Below are 15,478 nucleotides of genomic sequence, written 5' to 3'. Positions count from 1 at the left end.
GGGTCCGGTATGAATCACCTGAGGCGCACCTGAGAATGTGTGCGTGTGATTGTGCCCGGGGCACGATAGCCTCGGGTCGTGCCGACCAACGCCGAGAAGATGCTCGCCTACGCCGAAGACTCCGCTCAGGAGGACGAGGTTCTGATCGCAGCCAGAGAGCGAGCCGTCGACCTCGGTGCCTCCCCGGTACCACCGTCGGTCGGCGCAATTCTGTCCATCTTCACCCAGATGCTCGGCGCGAAGACGGTCGTCGAAATCGGCACCGGCGCAGGGATCAGCGGTCTGTGGTTGCTCGACGGGATGCGCGCGGACGGCGTTCTCACCACCATCGACACCGAGCCGGAGCATCAGCGCGCGGCCCGAGAGGCGTTCCGCGCGGGGGGAATTGCGCCTTCGCGTACCCGGCTGATCAACGGCTGGGCCCTCGACGTGCTGCCCCGACTGGCCGATGACACCTACGACTTGGTGTTCATCGATGCCAGCCCCGCCGACCATCCGCACTTCGTCGCCGAGAGTGTTCGGCTCCTGCGCCCCGGCGGAGTTCTGGTGCTGCACAACGCGTTACTGGGTGGACGGGTGGCCGACCCGACTCAGCGCGACGCGACCGCAGTCGCCGTTCGATCCGCCGCCAGGGCCATCGCCGAGGACGAGCGCCTGACGACGGTACTGCTGCCTTTGGGTGACGGGTTGATCTGCGCGTCGAGAGCGTGAGCGGCTGCGCCGCATGTGAGCGGTAATTCGTAGCCTGCTACGAATTACCGCTCACATGCCGCAGGCTCTGCTCTAGATCCAGACGCCCTTGCCGACGGAGACGACTCCCCCGGCGCTGACGTTGAAGCGCTCGCGATCGCGTTCGTGGTCGACGCCGACGATCTCGCCGTCACCGACGACGACGTTCTTGTCCAGAATCGCATGCCGAACGACGGCACCCTTGCCGATCCGGACGCCGGGCATCAGGACGCTGCCCTCGACGGTCGCGCCACTGTCGATCATGACGTTGGAACTGAGTACCGAGTTGCGGACGGTGGCAGCCGACAGGATGCAGCCGGCACCGACCACCGATTCCTGAGCCAAGCCGCCCTGGACGAATTTGGCGGGCGGCAGGTTCTCGGCCGATCCACGAATGGGCCAGCGGCGGTTGTAGAGGTTGAAGATGGGGTGCACCGACACCAGATCCATGTGGGCGTCGTAGAAGGCGTCGATGGTGCCCACGTCTCGCCAGTAGCCGCGGTCGCGTTCGGTGGCCCCGGGAACGACGTTGTCGTTGAAGTCGTACACCGAGGCGACGCCGGCCTCGACGAGTGCCGGAATGATGTCGCCGCCCATGTCGTGGTCGGAGTCGACGTTCTCGGAATCGGCCTTGATGGCGTCGACGAGCACCTTGGTGGTGAATACGTAGTTGCCCATCGAGGCGTACGTGACGTCGGGGTCGTCGGGGGTGCCGGGCGGTTGAGCCGGCTTCTCGAGAAATTGGGTGATCTTGCCGTCGGAGTCGGAGTCGATGCACCCGAACGCAAATGCCTCGCTGCGCGGAACGCGGATCCCGGCCACGGTGACGCCCGCACCGGAGTCGATGTGCTGCTGCACCATCTGCTCCGGATCCATCCGGTACACGTGGTCGGCTCCGAAGACCACGATGTACTCGGGGTCCTCGTCGTACACCAGGTTCAGCGACTGGAAGATGGCGTCGGCGCTGCCGGTGTACCACCGGGGCCCGAGACGTTGCTGTGCCGGGACCGGAGTGATGTACTCCCCGGCGAATCCGGACAGTCGCCACGTCTGCGAGATGTGGCGATCCAGTGAATGGGACTTGTACTGGGTGAGCACGCAGAGCCGGAGGTAACCGGCGTTGACGAGATTGCTCAGCACGAAGTCGATGAGTCGGTAGGCGCCCCCGAAGGGAACGGCTGGCTTGGCTCGGTCCGCGGTCATCGGGTAAAGGCGCTTACCCTCTCCGCCGGCAAGCACAATCCCTAGTACGTGCGGTTGTGTCCTCACCCACTCAACCTATCCGCACCGAGAGAACCTTGCTACCAGTACACGCACAACTGCCGGGGAATGTAGGTTCGTTCACGTGCGAGTAGCGATGATGACCAAGGAATACCCGCCGGAGATCTACGGTGGCGCAGGAGTTCATGTCACGGAGTTGACCGCGCAGCTGAAGTCGCTGTGCGACGTCGACATCCACTGCATGGGAGCCCCGCGCGACACCGCACAGGTGCACGACCCCGATCCCGCACTCGCCGGTGCCAACGCTGCCTTGACGACGCTGTCGGCCGAGCTGCGGATGGCCAACGCGGCAGCGGGGGCGGACGTGGTGCATTCGCACACCTGGTACACCGGCCTCGCCGGCCACCTCGCGGCAGAACTGTACGGAGTTCCGCACATCCTCACCGCGCACTCGCTCGAACCGCGACGGCCATGGAAGGCCGAGCAACTCGGCGGCGGCTACCGCATCTCGTCGTGGTCGGAAAAGAATGCAGTGGAGTACGCCGACGCCGTCATCGCCGTCAGCGAGGGCATGGCAAAAGACGTGCTCGACGCCTATCCGCGCCTCGACCCGAGTCGAGTCCACGTGGTGCGCAACGGGATCGACACCGAGCGGTGGTTCGCAGATCACGGCACTGCGACTCTGGACGAGATCGGGGTGGATCCGAACAAGCCGATCGTCGCGTTCGTCGGCCGCATCACCCGGCAGAAGGGTGTGGGTCACCTGATTGCTGCCGCCCACCACTTCGATCCGTCGATCCAGCTCGTGCTGTGCGCGGGCGCACCCGACACTCCGGAGATCGCCGCGGAAACCGAGCGGGCGGTGGCGTTGCTGGCCCAGCAGCGCAGCGGCGTGTTCTGGGTCAAGGACATGCTACCCACCGACAAGATTCGCGAGATTCTTTCTGCCGCAGCCGTGTTCGTCTGCCCATCGGTGTACGAGCCACTCGGCATCGTCAATCTCGAGGCGATGGCCTGCGAAACCGCGGTCGTGGCGTCGGATGTCGGCGGCATCCCCGAGGTCGTCGACGAGGGCCGCACCGGACGCCTGGTGCATTACAACTCCTACGAACCCGATGCCTTCGAGCGGAACCTGGCGGACACCGTCAACGAGGTAGCCCTCGACCCCGCACTCGCGGAAGCGATGGGCAAGGCCGGCCGCGAGCGAGCGGTCGCCGAATTCTCCTGGGCATCGATCGCGAAGCAGACTCTCGCCGTCTACAACGACGCGCTGGCGCGGCGCGGCTGAGTCGTCGCGCGATAGATCGACACCGTTACCGACGCGGTGACCTCGGTGGTGTCGGGAAACTGCGCCAGTGCAGCTGCCCGAGCAACGGGGTCGCCGTGCCGCGCCGACGGCCCCATGCCGATCAGCGCGTCGATGTCGTTGCGCGAGAGCATCATCGAGTACTCGAGCGGGGATTCGGCCACCGGCTCGAACAGACCGGACAGCGATTCGCCGAGGCGACGTGTCTTGTCTTCCTCGACGCCGATGAGACCCAGCGGTCCACGCAACTCACGCTGGTGTCGCGACGTGGGTGTGACGACCACCAACACGCCGTCGTCGACGAGGACTCGATTCAGTTCACCGGCATTGCGCGGCGCGAACACGCACGTCACCGCGGACAGTGCCCCCGACCGCACAGGTAGGCCACTCCAGATGTCCGCGACCACGGACCCCAGCCGCGGATGGGACCGTGCGGCACGCCTCGCCGCGAACTTCGACACGTCGACGCCTATCCCCCGCGCATCGGCGTGGGCGTCGAGCACAGCCGCGAGGTAGTGACCGGTGCCGACCCCGACGTCGAGCACGACGTCACTGCCCTCCGGGACACCCGCCGAGACCGCTGCCGCGATCGGATCGAAATGCCCCTCCCCCAGGAACACCTCACGCGCCGCGATCATCTCGGCCGAGTCGCCGCTGAACTTGCCACCGTCGCCGGTGAGCAAACTGACGTAGCCCTGCCGGGCGACATCGAACGAATGCCCTCGATCGCACCACAGCGTTCGATCGGTGTCGCCCACACCGAGCCCCGAGTCGAGCTCGCGTGCCCGACACTGCGGACACAGCAGCAGATCGACGACGTCGGTCAGCATCGAACACCCCTCTCACATCGAAAGCACCCACACTCGTCGAGACAACACAAAGCCCCGCTTGCCGTGACGGCGAGCGGGGCTGAGCGATGATCGATCGACAGAGCTATCAGCCGGTGACACCCTTCAATTCGTCACCGAGTGCCGCGGCCTCGTCAGGGGTCAATTCGACGACCAAGCGGCCGCCCCCCTCGAGCGGGACACGCATGACGATTCCTCGTCCCTCTTTGGTTGCTTCGAGGGGACCGTCCCCGGTCCGGGGCTTCATCGCCGCCATCCTCTGCTCCCTCCAGATCTGCGCCCACCAGCTCGGCGCCTAGGCCTAAAAGATAAATTCGTCGCGGGGCGACGGGTGTTGACGCCTATTCTTCCCTATCGCCGTCGATACCGGGAACCGGAGTCGGTATTCGCGACCTGCACCCAGCACCCCGACAGGTGATCGTCGACCATTCCGGTGGCCTGCATCAAGGCGTAGGCGGTTGTCGGACCGACGAACCGCAAGCCCCGCCGCTTCAGTTCCTTGGCCAGAGCCGTCGATTCCGGGGTCGAGCCGGGCACATCGGAGAACTCCGTCAGGCGAGCCGACCTGGGTTGGGGCGCGAAGGACCACAGCAAGGAGTCGAGGTCCGTGTCCTCGAGATCGACGATGGCGCGCGCGTTGCTCACCGCGGCGTCGATCTTGAGCCGATTGCGCACGATGGACGCGTCGTTCATCAGTCGTTCGACATCGGCCTCGCCGAACCGGGCCACCAGCTCCGGATCGAAACCAGCGAAGGCGGTGCGGAAACTGTCACGCTTGCGCAGGATCGTGATCCACGACAGGCCCGACTGGAACGCTTCGAGACAGAGCCGCTCGTAGAGCTCGTTGCGGCCGTGCAGCGGCTGCCCCCATTCGACGTCGTGATAGTTGCGATACACGTCGTCGTCGGTGGCACCCCAGGGGCAGCGCAGACGACCGTCCGGTCCAGCGACCGCGCTCACCGCTCGTCCGGTCCTGCCTCGACCGGGGACGGGGTGATGGTGTCCTGCGACTGCTGTGCCGCGGACAGTCGCGACCGCAGCATGTCTATTTCGCCGCCGAGTCGCTCGAGCGCCCAATCGACCTCACTGGGCTTGTATCCCCGCAGGGTCTGCTGGAACTTCAGCGAGTTCACGTCGGCTCCGGTGACGCCCTCGGCGGGGAGGACGGTCGCGGTGGTTCCCTCGGGCAACGGGCCCAGTTCCTCACCGCGACCGAACACCACCGATGCCACGAAGAACAGTGCAGCGGCGACGACGACGATGACGACGACGTAGATCAGCAGCGTCAACATGCCACGATCTTGTCACGACCGTCCGACACGCTAGGTCAGCGAGTTCATCGCCGGTCGGTCCTGCAGCGACACCTCGGTCGAGAACGGCTCGAACGAGTCACCGTCGACGCGGAACTGCATCAGACCGGCCCCGGAATCGACCATCCCGCACCGGTTGAGCATGGTTCCGACGATCTGTCGGCTCATTGCCCCGAGTTCGACCAGCGGGCGATTGCGGTGCTTGCGTACTCCCAGATTGACCTGGCCTATCGCCCGCAGCCCGAGCCTGTCGTAGGTATCGAGCAGCAGCCCGATCTCCACTCCGTAGCCGGGTGCGAACGGCACCGCGGACAGAAGCTCGCGGGTACCGGCGTACTCGCCGCCGAGGGGCTGAATGACACCGGTCAACTCCGGTCGCAGCGCAGCGAGCAGCGGCCTGGCCACGAGCTCGGTGACACGTCCACCGCCGTTGGCGTCCTCGGTTCCACTGGTCCGCAGCGGACGGCGATAGTAGCCCTTGACCAGATGGATGCCGTCGCCCATCAGCAGTGGGCCCAGCAATTTGGGCACGAAGGCCGGATCGGGGTTGATCAGGTCGGAATCGACGAACGCGATGAGGTCACCGGTCGACGCGGCGACGGATCGCCACAGTACTTCGCCCTTGCCCGGTACCGGGTCGACGCCGGGTACAGCTTCTTCACGGCTGATGACCCGCGCGCCGGCCGCCGTCGCCCGCACAGCTGTCTCGTCGGTGGAACCGGAGTCGAGCACGATCAGCTCGTCGACGAGGCCACCGAGCAGAGGGTGGATCGTATCGATGACGGCAGCAACGGTCTGTTCCTCGTTGAGTGCCGGGAGTACCACCGAGACCGTGCGGCCCGCCTTGGCGGCTTCGAGCTCGGCGATGGTCCATTGCGGGGTGTCCCAGCTGTTGGTCTCGGACCACGCCCGGGTCACGTCCGTTCGATCCGCGAGTGTCATGCCAGACCCCTGACCGTCCGCGCCGGGGTTCTCAGCCCCTGGATCGCTGCCACCATGTCGACGACTCTTCTGGTCGACGCCACCTCGTGCACCCGGAACATTCGGGCTCCGCCTGCTGCGGCCAATGCTGTCGCTGCCAATGTTCCCTCCAACCGGTCGGCGAGTTCTACCCCTAGAGTCTCGCCTACGAAGTCCTTGTTGCTCAGCGCCATGAGCACAGGCCACCCGGTGTTTACAAGATCGTCCACGCGACGCAACAACTCGAGCCCGTGATAGGTGTTTTTCCCGAAATCGTGTGTCGGATCGATGAGAATCGAATCCTTTTTCACCCCCTCCGCGACTGCATTCTCGGCGGCGGCGGTGACTTCGGCGATGACGTCGGCCACCACATCGGCGTATCGAACCCGAAACGGGCGCGTGCGAGGCACCGCTCCGCCGGTGTGCGAGCAGACGATGCCGACGCCCTCGGCGGCAGCGACGCGCACCAGTTCGGGGTCGGCCCCGGCCCACGTGTCGTTGATCAGATCCGCTCCGACGCCGCAGGCCAGGCGAGCGACCTCGCTGCGCCAGGTGTCCACACTGATCAGCAGCTCCGGATAGGCGTCGCGAATCGCCTCGACGAACGGAACGACACGGCGAATCTCTTCCTCGGCATAGACGACGTCGCCGGGGCCCGCCTTCACTCCGCCGATGTCGACCATGTCGGCACCCTCTGCAACAGCCCGATGGACCGATGCCATCGCGGCGTCGTCGGTGAAGTTCGCACCCCCGTCGTAGAACGAATCGGGGGTGCGATTGACGATCGCCATGACCAATGCGCGATCGTCGGCGACCGGTTTGCCGCAGAGGGTGCTCATGAAATCAATAGTGGCACGGGCTTAGCCCTTGGGTGCCTTACCTGCGGCGACCTCGTCGACGTAGCCGTCGTACGCCTTCTCGTAGCCACCGGACTTACCGCGCAGCACGTACAGATCGCTGTCGCTGTCTTCCTCGTAGCCGAGCTTGCGCAGGGCCACCTTCTGGCTCTTGAACGTCGACGTCTGCTCGAGGGTGTCGACGACCCTGACGAAGAGCGGCACCGCGTACGTCGGCAGCTTGTCGTAGAGGTGCTCGGCCACGGACTTGCCGTCGAAGGCCTCGCCCTCGCGGAGAGTCACCGCAGCCATGCCTGCCTTGCCGTCGGTTCCGTCGATGTCGACGCCGTACACGACGGCACCGTCGACGGACGAGTGCCCACCGAGGGCACCCTCGACCTGCGTGGTGGCCACGTTCTCACCCTTCCAGCGGAAGGTGTCACCGAGGCGGTCGACGAACGCGACGTGCATCCAGCCCTGCTTGCGGACCAGGTCGCCGGTGTCGAACCACGCGTCGCCGTCCTTGAATCCGTCGCGCACCATCTTCTTCTCGGTGGCATTGTCGTCGGAGTAGCCGTCGAACGGTGCCCGGTCGGTGATCTTGGACAGCAGCAGTCCCACCTCGCCGTTGCCGACCTTGCGCAGCTTGCCGTCGTGACCGCGCTTGGCCTTGCCGGATTCCTCGTCGTACTGGACGACGGCGTAGGGCAGTGGGCAGATACCAGCGGTCTTCTTCATGTTGAGGGCGTTGATGAACGCGATGTTGCACTCGCTGGCACCGTAGAACTCGGCGACGCGGGAAATGCCGAACCGCTCGGTGAACTCCTCCCAGATCTCCGGGCGCAGTCCGTTGCCGACGATCAGCTTGACCGAATTGTCACGGTCGGAGGGCTTTTCCGGCTGCGTCAGCAGGTAACGGCACAGTTCACCGATGTACGTGAACGCAGTGGCCTTGTTGACGCGGACGTCGTCCCAGAAATTGCTGACCGAGAACTGCTTGCCGATGGCCATCGTCGCGCCGCCTGCGAGCACCGAGGACAGCGTCACCGTCAGTGCATTGTTGTGGTACAGCGGCAGGCAGCAGTAGATGACGTCGTTACTGCGCAGCCGGACGCCCATGTTGCCGAGCCCGGACATCGACTTGAGCCAGCGGAAATGGCTCATCAGGCTGGCCTTCGGCATGCCGGTGGTGCCCGAGGTGAAGATGTAGAACGCCTTCTCCTTGGCCTGGATCTCCGCGGTCACCTTCGGGTTGGCCGTGGACGCCGTCGCCGCGAGTTCGGCCAGCTTCTTCAGTGGCAGAACCGCTCCCACCTTCGGCTCGGCGTCCAGCGAATCGAGGGCTTCCTGCGTGTTCTCGTCCAGTACGAGAACCTTGGCGTCGAGAATTCCGAGGCTGTGCTCGAGCACGTCGCCGCGCTGGTTGTAGTTCAGCATGCCGGCGGTGGCACCGAGCTTGACGGCAGCGAGCGCGGCGAACAGCGCCTCCGGACGGTTCTTGCTGAGGATGCCGACGACGTCGCCGCGCTTCACTCCGTGGTCGGCGAACACCGCCGCGTACTGGTTGACGAGCTCGTTCGCGTCCCGGTAGGTGATCGACTCGCCCTCGAACCGCACGAACGGACGGTCGCTGTTCTTCGCGGCGGCGTCCTGGAAGATCTGACCGATCGACGCTTTGTGGTCGGGCTTGCGGGTGAATCCCGCCAGGCCCTTGAGCAGACTAGGCACCTCCGTCACCATTTTCGGCAACGCGACCGCGAGGTCGGTCACTCCGATTTTCTGACGGGCATCGACAGCCATGAACTCCCCTTTGAAGACGATGTGAGATTCCTTACCCTACTTGAGAGTAACAACTTTGAGCACCTCACTCCGTGGCCGAGCTTGGTGACCTGTCACAACGTTGCGCAGGCGTCCAGAGCTGCTGCGACAGTCGTGGTCCTGACCAGGGCGTCCAGTGCGCGCTGCTGCACGAATCCCGTCTCACGCAATCCGTCTATCCACTGCATCATGCCGTCGAAATGTCCGAATGGGTCCAGCATCACCATCGGCTTGCTGTGCATGCCCAGGTAGCCCGCAGTCCATGTCTCGAACAGTTCCTCCAACGTCCCGATCCCACCCGGCAAGGTGATGAACGCGTCGGCGCGGTCCTCCATGATCTTCTTCCGCTCACGCATGGTGTCGGTGACGATCAGCTCGTCGGCGTCGACATCGGCGACCTCGCGGTGCACGAGCGCTTTCGGAATCACGCCGACCGTGTTGCCGCCCGCTGCTCGCGTCGCCGCCGCGACCGCGCCCATCATCGAGACGTTGCCGCCGCCCGAGACCAGCTGCCAGCCTCGTCGACCGATCTCGGTGCCGACCTCGCCGGCCAGGTCGATGAACGAGGCGTCGACGGGACCCGACGCGCAGTAGACGCAGACACTGAGCAAGCCTTCGGTCGTGCCGCGATCGCTCACTGCTGGGCCTCGCGGACGATCCGGACAGCCTCGTCGACGCTGTCGGTGCAGTGGATCAGGTCGAGGTCCTTCTCGGACACCTTGCCTTCTTTCACGAGAGTCGTCTTTATCCAGTCGAGCAGTCCTGACCAGAAGTCCTTGCCCAACAACACGATCGGGAACCTGGTGACCTTCGCTGTCTGCACCAGCGTCAGCGCCTCGAAGAGTTCGTCGAGGGTACCGAAGCCACCGGGTAGGCACACGAATGCCTGCGAGTACTTCACGAACATGGTCTTGCGGACAAAGAAATATCTGAAGTTGACGCCCAGATCGACCCACTCGTTGAGGCCCTGCTCGAACGGTAGCTCGATCCCGAGGCCGATCGAGTACCCGTCGGCCTCGCTCGCGCCTCGGTTGGCCCCTTCCATCACGCCGGGTCCGCCGCCGGTGATGACGGCGAAGCCCTCCTTCGCGAGCGCGGCTCCGAGCTGCCGGGCTCGGGCGTACTCGGGATGGTCGACGGGGGTGCGCGCCGAACCGAACACCGTCACGGCCTTCGGGACCTCGGCGAGCGCACCGAAACCCTCGACGAATTCGCTCTGGATACGCAGTACGCGCCAGGTGTCGGAGTGAATCCAGTTTCCTGGTCCTCGCTCGTCGAGCAGTCGTTGATCCGAGGTGGATGTCTCGGTGTTCCGGCCACGACGCAGTACGACGGATCCCTTGTGCTTGGCCGACTTCTCGGTGCTGTGGCCGTCGGAACTGCCGAATTCCTCGAAACTATCTGGCCCCTGGTCGCTGTTCATGGCGTTCAGGCTATCCGGCAGAGAGATAGCTCCGGAGAACCTGTGTGACGTGAGTGATCTGCTCGACGGGTACGCGTTCGTCGCGCTTGTGGGCGAGATTGGGGTCGCCGGGTCCGTAGTTGACCGCTGGGATCCCGAGCGCCGAGAACCGGGAGACATCCGTCCAGCCGTACTTGGCCCGGAACTGTCCGCCCGCGGCCTCGATGAGAGCGGCTGCTGCGGGTCGGTTCAAACCGGGAAGCGCTCCGGGCGACGAGTCGGTGACCTCGAAGCCGAGATCCAGTCCCTCGACCACCTCACGAACGTGTTCGACGGCGTCGTCGACGTTGCGGTCAGGCGCGAAGCGAAAGTTGACATCGAGTTCGGCCGCATCGGGGACGACGTTGCCCGCGACCCCACCGGAGATCCGGACTGCTTGCAGCCCTTCCCGATACACGCAGCCGTCGATATCGACGGTGCGTGCGCGATACGCCGCGAGTCGGTTCAGGACCGCACCGAACTTGTGAATTGCATTGTCTCCCAGCCAGGAGCGAGCACTGTGCGCCCGTGTTCCCGACGCCGTCAGTCGAACCCGCAGCGTCCCTTGGCACCCGGCCTCGATGAACCCGCCGGACGGTTCGCCGAGGATCGCGACGTCGGCAGCGAGCCAGTCGGGAAGCTCGCGTTCGATGCGGCCCAGTCCGTTGCGAGCGGCGGCGATCTCCTCACAGTCGTAGAACACCAGAGTCAGATCGTGCGCAGGATTGTCGATCGTCGCGGCGAGGTGCAGGAACACCGCGTCGCCCGACTTCATGTCGACGGTTCCGCACCCGTGCAGGATGTCGCCCTCGGCGCTGTCGTGCTCACGCCTCGACGGCACGTTGTCCGCGATGGGAACCGTGTCGAGATGCCCGGCGAGCATCACCCTCGACCCGAGTCCTCGATTGGTTCGAGCCAGAACTGCGTTGCCGCTGCGGATGATCTCGAAGCCCGTGGTCTGCTCGCGGAGGGCCTGCTCCACCTCGTCGGCGATGCGCGATTCGTCCTCACTGACACTGGGGATGTCCACCAGTGCCGCGGTGAGGTCTATCGGGTCGGCATGCAGTTCGAGCGTCACGGGAGAAAACTCTAGGCCGTGGATCCCGGAATCTCGCGGACCACGCCGTCGAAGCCGGCACCGAACAATCTTCCGCTCGAGAAGCCCTGGTCGGAGCGTCCGTACGTCACGACGCTGGTCAATCGTGTACTGGTGCCGATGACACACGTCGCCCCCGGCGCATCGATGCGGACGACGGAGCCGCCTGCGTTGAGCGGCACCACCGGGCGTCCGGCATCGTCGAGGGTCAGCCCGTCCGGAGCCGCGAAGCTGTCGAGACCCGACAGGTCGAGCACGCTTTCCGGTGCCGAGGGGTTGGCGATCGGAATTCGGCTGACCCCTGGGTTCACGAATGTTCGCGAGACGTACAGGTACCGATCGGCGGCGTCGAGCACTGCGCCGTTGGCGCTGGGGAAGCGCGCCCATGCTGGGTCGACCGCGCCGTCGGGGCCGATCCGGCCGATGAGCGAGCCGAAGTCGTTGGTGGCGTACACCGTTCCGTCGGCGGCGACGGCAAGTCCGTTCGCCGCACTGAGACCCTTCGCGAAGGGAGTGACGGCAAGGGTGTCGACGTCGAGTCGAACGATCCCCGCGGACTTGACGACGTCGCCGACGAAGACGCGAGGGTCGGCTCCGTAGCCGACCAGCAGGGTGCCGTCGGGCATCCAAGCCAGAGCTCCACCGCCGCCGCTGGGGACCTTGGCGATGGGGTACGCGGGCCGACCCGGCGCGTCGATGCGGTACACCCGGCCGGACACGATGTCGGTGGCGTAGGCGCGACCCGACGCATCGACTGCAAGACCCTCCAGTGCAGCCCCCGGAATTTTTGCGACCACTGCCGACTTCCCGCCGACTCCGACGCAGTTGGGTGCGGCAGCTGCGGCACCGGAACCGGCAACCACGCCGGTCACCGTCAGAAGTGATGCAGCGACCACCGAGATTATCGAACGCATGGCTATTGACCTGCTCGAACTCATGACATCCCCCGCCTACGGCGACCCCCTGTCAGCCGATGGGCATGTCTACCACGCCTCGGCGACAACCAAACCGAAAGCGACTCCGAGGATGATCGTCGCGGCCAGCGTCGCCACCAATCCGGTGAAGGAGACGCCGTCCATCATCACTGCTGCGGCTCCTCGGCTGCGCGAGCCGGTACGGGTGATCACCGGTGAAACTCTGTCAGCTCCCCCGCCACCTACCCGTCCACCGGCATCCCGATGCGATCACACTCGGCAGTCGAATCGGTAACGAACCGACGCGGCACCAGGATCGGATTCCGGAAACAGTCCGAGTACCCGCGATGACGGGTGAACCCGCGCGCGAAACCCACCGCGTATTCTTCCTGCCGTGAGCGCACAGGGAGCATCAGCAGTAGGAATTGCCAACATCACGACGTCGGGTGTCGTTCTGGACACCTGGTTTCCGAGCCCTGAGCTCGGGTCGGGTTTCGAGACCGGCACAGCTCGACTGGAGGGATCCGATATCCCCGACGAGTTCGCTTCTCTCGTCGGATCGGACGAGGCGCGCGGCGTCGAGGTAGTGGCGGTTCGTACCAGCATCGCCTCGCTCGAAGACGCCCCGATCGACGCGCACGATGCATATCTGCGACTGCATCTGCTCTCGCACCGGCTGGTTCAGCCGCATGGGCAGAACCTCGACGGAGTGTTCGGACTCCTCGCCAATGTGGTGTGGACCAACTTCGGCCCCGCGGCGGTGGACGGTTTCGAGACGGTGCGCGCGAAGCTGCGCGCCCGCGGTCCGGTGACCGTGTACGGAGTCGACAAGTTCCCACGCCTGGTCGACTACGTCGTTCCCACTGGAGTTCGTATCGCCGATGCCGACCGCGTTCGCCTCGGCGCGCACTTGGCCAGCGGCACGACGGTCATGCACGAAGGCTTCGTCAACTTCAATGCCGGCACGCTCGGCAACTCGATGGTCGAGGGTCGCATCTCCGCGGGTGTCGTGGTGGGCGACGGTTCCGACGTGGGCGGCGGTGCGTCGATCATGGGCACCCTCTCCGGCGGTGGCAAGAACGTCATCTCCGTCGGCAAGAGCTGCTTGCTCGGTGCGAACTCCGGGCTCGGCATTTCGCTCGGTGACGACTGCGTCGTCGAGGCGGGTCTGTACATCACCGCCGGAACGAAGGTCAGTGGACCGGATGGAACTGTGGTGAAGGCCGCGACATTGTCCGGCAAGTCCAACCTGCTGTTCCGTCGCAACTCGCTGTCGGGTGCTGTCGAGGTGGTGCCGTGGAAGGGCACCGGCGTCGAACTGAACGCGGCATTGCACGCCAACGACTGAGAGTCCGATTCACTCGAATCATTCTGTCGGACAACCTCTTCCAGCCCCGCACCGTGTTCTCGGTGCGGGGCTGGAGTCTTTCCTGGGGGTCAGGCGATGTGGGGGCCTGCGCGGGCGTGGGATTGTCGCGGTTGTCGGTAGGGGTCGACGGTGGCGGGTGGTACGAACCATGGGTGGTTGTCGGTGCCGATGAACACTTCCCAGTCACTGTGGTGCATCAGGCGGTGGTGGAATCCGCAGAGTAGGACGAGGTTGTCCATGTCGGTGGGGCCGCCGTCGGCCCAGTGCCAGATGTGGTGTCCTTCGGTCCAGGCGGCGGGTTTTCCGCAGCCGGGGAAGGCGCAGCCGTGATCGCGGGCGGTGAGGGCTTTGCGTTGTTTGGCGGAGACGGTGCGGGCGGTGCGGGCGAGGTTGAGTGGGTTGCCGTTCTCGTCCATCACGATGGCGGTGAGAACACAGTCGCACGCGAGTTGGCGGGAAGTGTTGCGGGAGAGTGGTCCCATCCAGGGGAGCCAGCCGACCGACGTGCCGTCGCCGAACAGGTCTCGATAGGTGCCACGATCCGCTTCACTGCGGTCACCTTCGCCTTCGCTGCCGCTGCCGTTTTCGCGGTCCGGCTCGGTTTCTGCGTCGGTGTCGATGGGGTGTCCGGTATTGATGTCGACCGGATCGACGCCGTCTGTATCGGATTCGTCTGCTGCGCGGGAGGTTTCGTTGTCTGCAATGTCGTCGGTGTCGGTGTCGGTGTCGGCGCTGTCGCGGAGGTCGGTGAGATCGCGCAGGTTGATGTGCAGGTTCAGGTGGGGGCGTTCGCCGCCTTCGATGGGCCGGCTGCTCGAGGCGAGGTACTGGTCGAGGATGTGTCCGAAGGCGTCGGCGCGCCGTTTGGCGGGGCTGCGGTCGTCTGGGGTGCCGTCTGCGGCGGGTTGCGGTTCGGTCAGGGGTGAGAGGGCGGTGAGGAGTTTCTCCCCGGTGACAGCGTCGACATCCATCTTCGCCACCAGACGTCCGTTCAAGGTTGTCGACGCGAACAGTTCGTTGCGGTCGGTGTTCTCCGGTGGTGGTGTCTTGCCGCCGAACTCGTCCTCGAGCTTGGTGATCGCTGCCCGGATGCGGCCGGTGCGTGCTTCGGGCCCGGTCGCGGCGGCGATCAGCGCGGTGCGGGCCATGACGCGGCCCTCTTCCGGGAGGTCCTTGGGTGGGGTTTCGGCGAAGGTGAGGATCAGCGCGGCGTGATCGACGGACATGACGCCGGTGTTGACGGCGTCGGCGATATCGGGGAAGTTCTTCATGCCGCGGGCGAGGGCGACGATCTTGGTGGCTTTGGACGGCGAGAGCAGGGTGGTGGAGGTCAGCCAGCCTGCGGGTCCGGGGAATCCGAGCTTCTCACGGCTCACACGGGTGTCGATCTCTGCGACGAGAGCGATCCGCCGGGCCTCCGACAACTGAATCTCATGGGAGACCGCGGCAGCGTCGGCGAGCAGTTCACTCTCGCTCAGTTGCCAGATCTCCGTGGTCATGGAAGCAAGTGTATCGAACGTACGTTCGACTGGCAAGCATGATTGAATCGAAAACTGTTGCCCTGCTTAATTATTCGAGACTCAGAACCTGTCGGTAGGGTGTGGTAACGACCGACGTCGTAGACCTCCCA

Annotated in this window: 17 protein-coding genes; 3 read left to right on the top strand and 14 right to left on the bottom strand. The window is 65.2% G+C overall.

Translation table 11 applies throughout. The features are described 5' to 3' along the window. The first annotated feature begins 99 nt into the window (after positions 1-99). A complete protein-coding gene (locus AABD04_RS06535) occupies positions 100-711 on the top strand; it encodes an O-methyltransferase (RefSeq protein WP_341442973.1) in 612 nt (203 codons plus the stop codon). A gap of 72 nt (positions 712-783) precedes the next feature. Here AABD04_RS06535 and glgC read toward each other — a convergent pair whose 3' ends face one another. After that, a complete protein-coding gene (gene glgC, locus AABD04_RS06530; protein WP_243596849.1) occupies positions 784-1,998 on the bottom strand; it encodes a glucose-1-phosphate adenylyltransferase in 1,215 nt (404 codons plus the stop codon). 76 nt (positions 1,999-2,074) lie between these two features. Between glgC and glgA the strand changes: the two genes are divergently transcribed. After that, complete coding sequence (gene glgA, locus AABD04_RS06525) at positions 2,075-3,238, top strand: glycogen synthase (RefSeq protein WP_243596848.1); 1,164 nt, start codon at positions 2,075-2,077, stop codon at positions 3,236-3,238. Here the strand turns inward: glgA and AABD04_RS06520 are convergent. The 12 genes from AABD04_RS06520 to AABD04_RS06465 all read right to left on the bottom strand — a co-directional run bounded on the left by AABD04_RS06520 (position 3,208) and on the right by AABD04_RS06465 (position 12,692). Further along, positions 3,208-4,086: a methyltransferase domain-containing protein gene (locus tag AABD04_RS06520; RefSeq protein ID WP_341440585.1), complete on the bottom strand. Its 879-nt coding sequence runs from the start codon at positions 4,084-4,086 to the stop codon at positions 3,208-3,210. The genes glgA and AABD04_RS06520 overlap by 31 nt on opposite strands. A gap of 106 nt (positions 4,087-4,192) precedes the next feature. After that, entirely contained in the window at positions 4,193-4,360 is a 168-nt protein-coding gene (locus AABD04_RS06515) for a DUF3117 domain-containing protein (protein ID WP_008714277.1), read from the bottom strand. Between the two features lie 95 nt (positions 4,361-4,455). Continuing rightward, complete coding sequence (locus AABD04_RS06510) at positions 4,456-5,064, bottom strand: DNA-3-methyladenine glycosylase I (protein WP_423228123.1); 609 nt, start codon at positions 5,062-5,064, stop codon at positions 4,456-4,458. Then, positions 5,061-5,396: a DivIVA domain-containing protein gene (locus AABD04_RS06505; protein ID WP_341440584.1), complete on the bottom strand. Its 336-nt coding sequence runs from the start codon at positions 5,394-5,396 to the stop codon at positions 5,061-5,063. The genes AABD04_RS06510 and AABD04_RS06505 overlap by 4 nt, the downstream gene beginning before the upstream one ends. 30 nt (positions 5,397-5,426) lie before the next feature. Beyond that, on the bottom strand, positions 5,427-6,356 hold the full coding sequence (locus tag AABD04_RS06500; protein ID WP_243596845.1) for a glucosyl-3-phosphoglycerate synthase: 930 nt from the start codon (positions 6,354-6,356) through the stop codon (positions 5,427-5,429). Then, entirely contained in the window at positions 6,353-7,213 is an 861-nt protein-coding gene (gene folP / locus AABD04_RS06495; protein WP_341440583.1) for a dihydropteroate synthase, read from the bottom strand. The genes AABD04_RS06500 and folP overlap by 4 nt, the downstream gene beginning before the upstream one ends. Positions 7,214-7,234: 21 nt before the next feature. Then, the gene (locus tag AABD04_RS06490) at positions 7,235-9,010 is read right to left on the bottom strand and encodes a long-chain-acyl-CoA synthetase (protein ID WP_341440582.1); all 1,776 of its coding nucleotides are present in this window, start codon (positions 9,008-9,010) and stop codon (positions 7,235-7,237) included. Between the two features lie 92 nt (positions 9,011-9,102). Beyond that, the gene (locus AABD04_RS06485; RefSeq protein ID WP_243596842.1) at positions 9,103-9,666 is read right to left on the bottom strand and encodes an LOG family protein; all 564 of its coding nucleotides are present in this window, start codon (positions 9,664-9,666) and stop codon (positions 9,103-9,105) included. Next, the gene (locus AABD04_RS06480; RefSeq protein ID WP_341440581.1) at positions 9,663-10,451 is read right to left on the bottom strand and encodes an LOG family protein; all 789 of its coding nucleotides are present in this window, start codon (positions 10,449-10,451) and stop codon (positions 9,663-9,665) included. Before AABD04_RS06480 ends, AABD04_RS06485 begins: the two co-directional genes overlap by 4 nt. A gap of 10 nt (positions 10,452-10,461) precedes the next feature. Next, positions 10,462-11,547, bottom strand: a complete 1,086-nt coding sequence (gene dapE / locus AABD04_RS06475) for a succinyl-diaminopimelate desuccinylase (protein WP_317534024.1) — start codon at positions 11,545-11,547, stop codon at positions 10,462-10,464. Between the two features lie 11 nt (positions 11,548-11,558). After that, a complete protein-coding gene (locus tag AABD04_RS06470; RefSeq protein WP_341440580.1) occupies positions 11,559-12,479 on the bottom strand; it encodes an SMP-30/gluconolactonase/LRE family protein in 921 nt (306 codons plus the stop codon). 69 nt (positions 12,480-12,548) lie between these two features. Next, positions 12,549-12,692 carry a hypothetical protein gene (locus AABD04_RS06465; RefSeq protein ID WP_341440579.1) on the bottom strand — a complete coding sequence of 48 codons (144 nt, stop codon included), beginning with the start codon at positions 12,690-12,692 and terminating at the stop codon, positions 12,549-12,551. Positions 12,693-12,873: 181 nt separating this feature from the next. On the opposite strand from AABD04_RS06465, the gene dapD reads away from it, so the two are divergent. Further along, the gene (dapD, locus tag AABD04_RS06460) at positions 12,874-13,827 is read left to right on the top strand and encodes a 2,3,4,5-tetrahydropyridine-2,6-dicarboxylate N-succinyltransferase (RefSeq protein WP_341440578.1); all 954 of its coding nucleotides are present in this window, start codon (positions 12,874-12,876) and stop codon (positions 13,825-13,827) included. Positions 13,828-13,916: 89 nt separating this feature from the next. Here dapD and AABD04_RS06455 read toward each other — a convergent pair whose 3' ends face one another. Further along, positions 13,917-15,347 carry an HNH endonuclease signature motif containing protein gene (locus AABD04_RS06455; protein ID WP_341440577.1) on the bottom strand — a complete coding sequence of 477 codons (1,431 nt, stop codon included), beginning with the start codon at positions 15,345-15,347 and terminating at the stop codon, positions 13,917-13,919. Positions 15,348-15,478 lie beyond the last annotated feature (131 nt).

This window comes from Rhodococcoides navarretei (genome assembly GCF_038069675.1).
In the GTDB taxonomy this organism is placed as follows: Bacteria; Actinomycetota; Actinomycetes; order Mycobacteriales; family Mycobacteriaceae; genus Rhodococcoides; species Rhodococcoides navarretei.
Note: the sequence above shows the minus strand (reverse complement) of the source record. Positions and strands in the feature narration are given on the sequence as shown.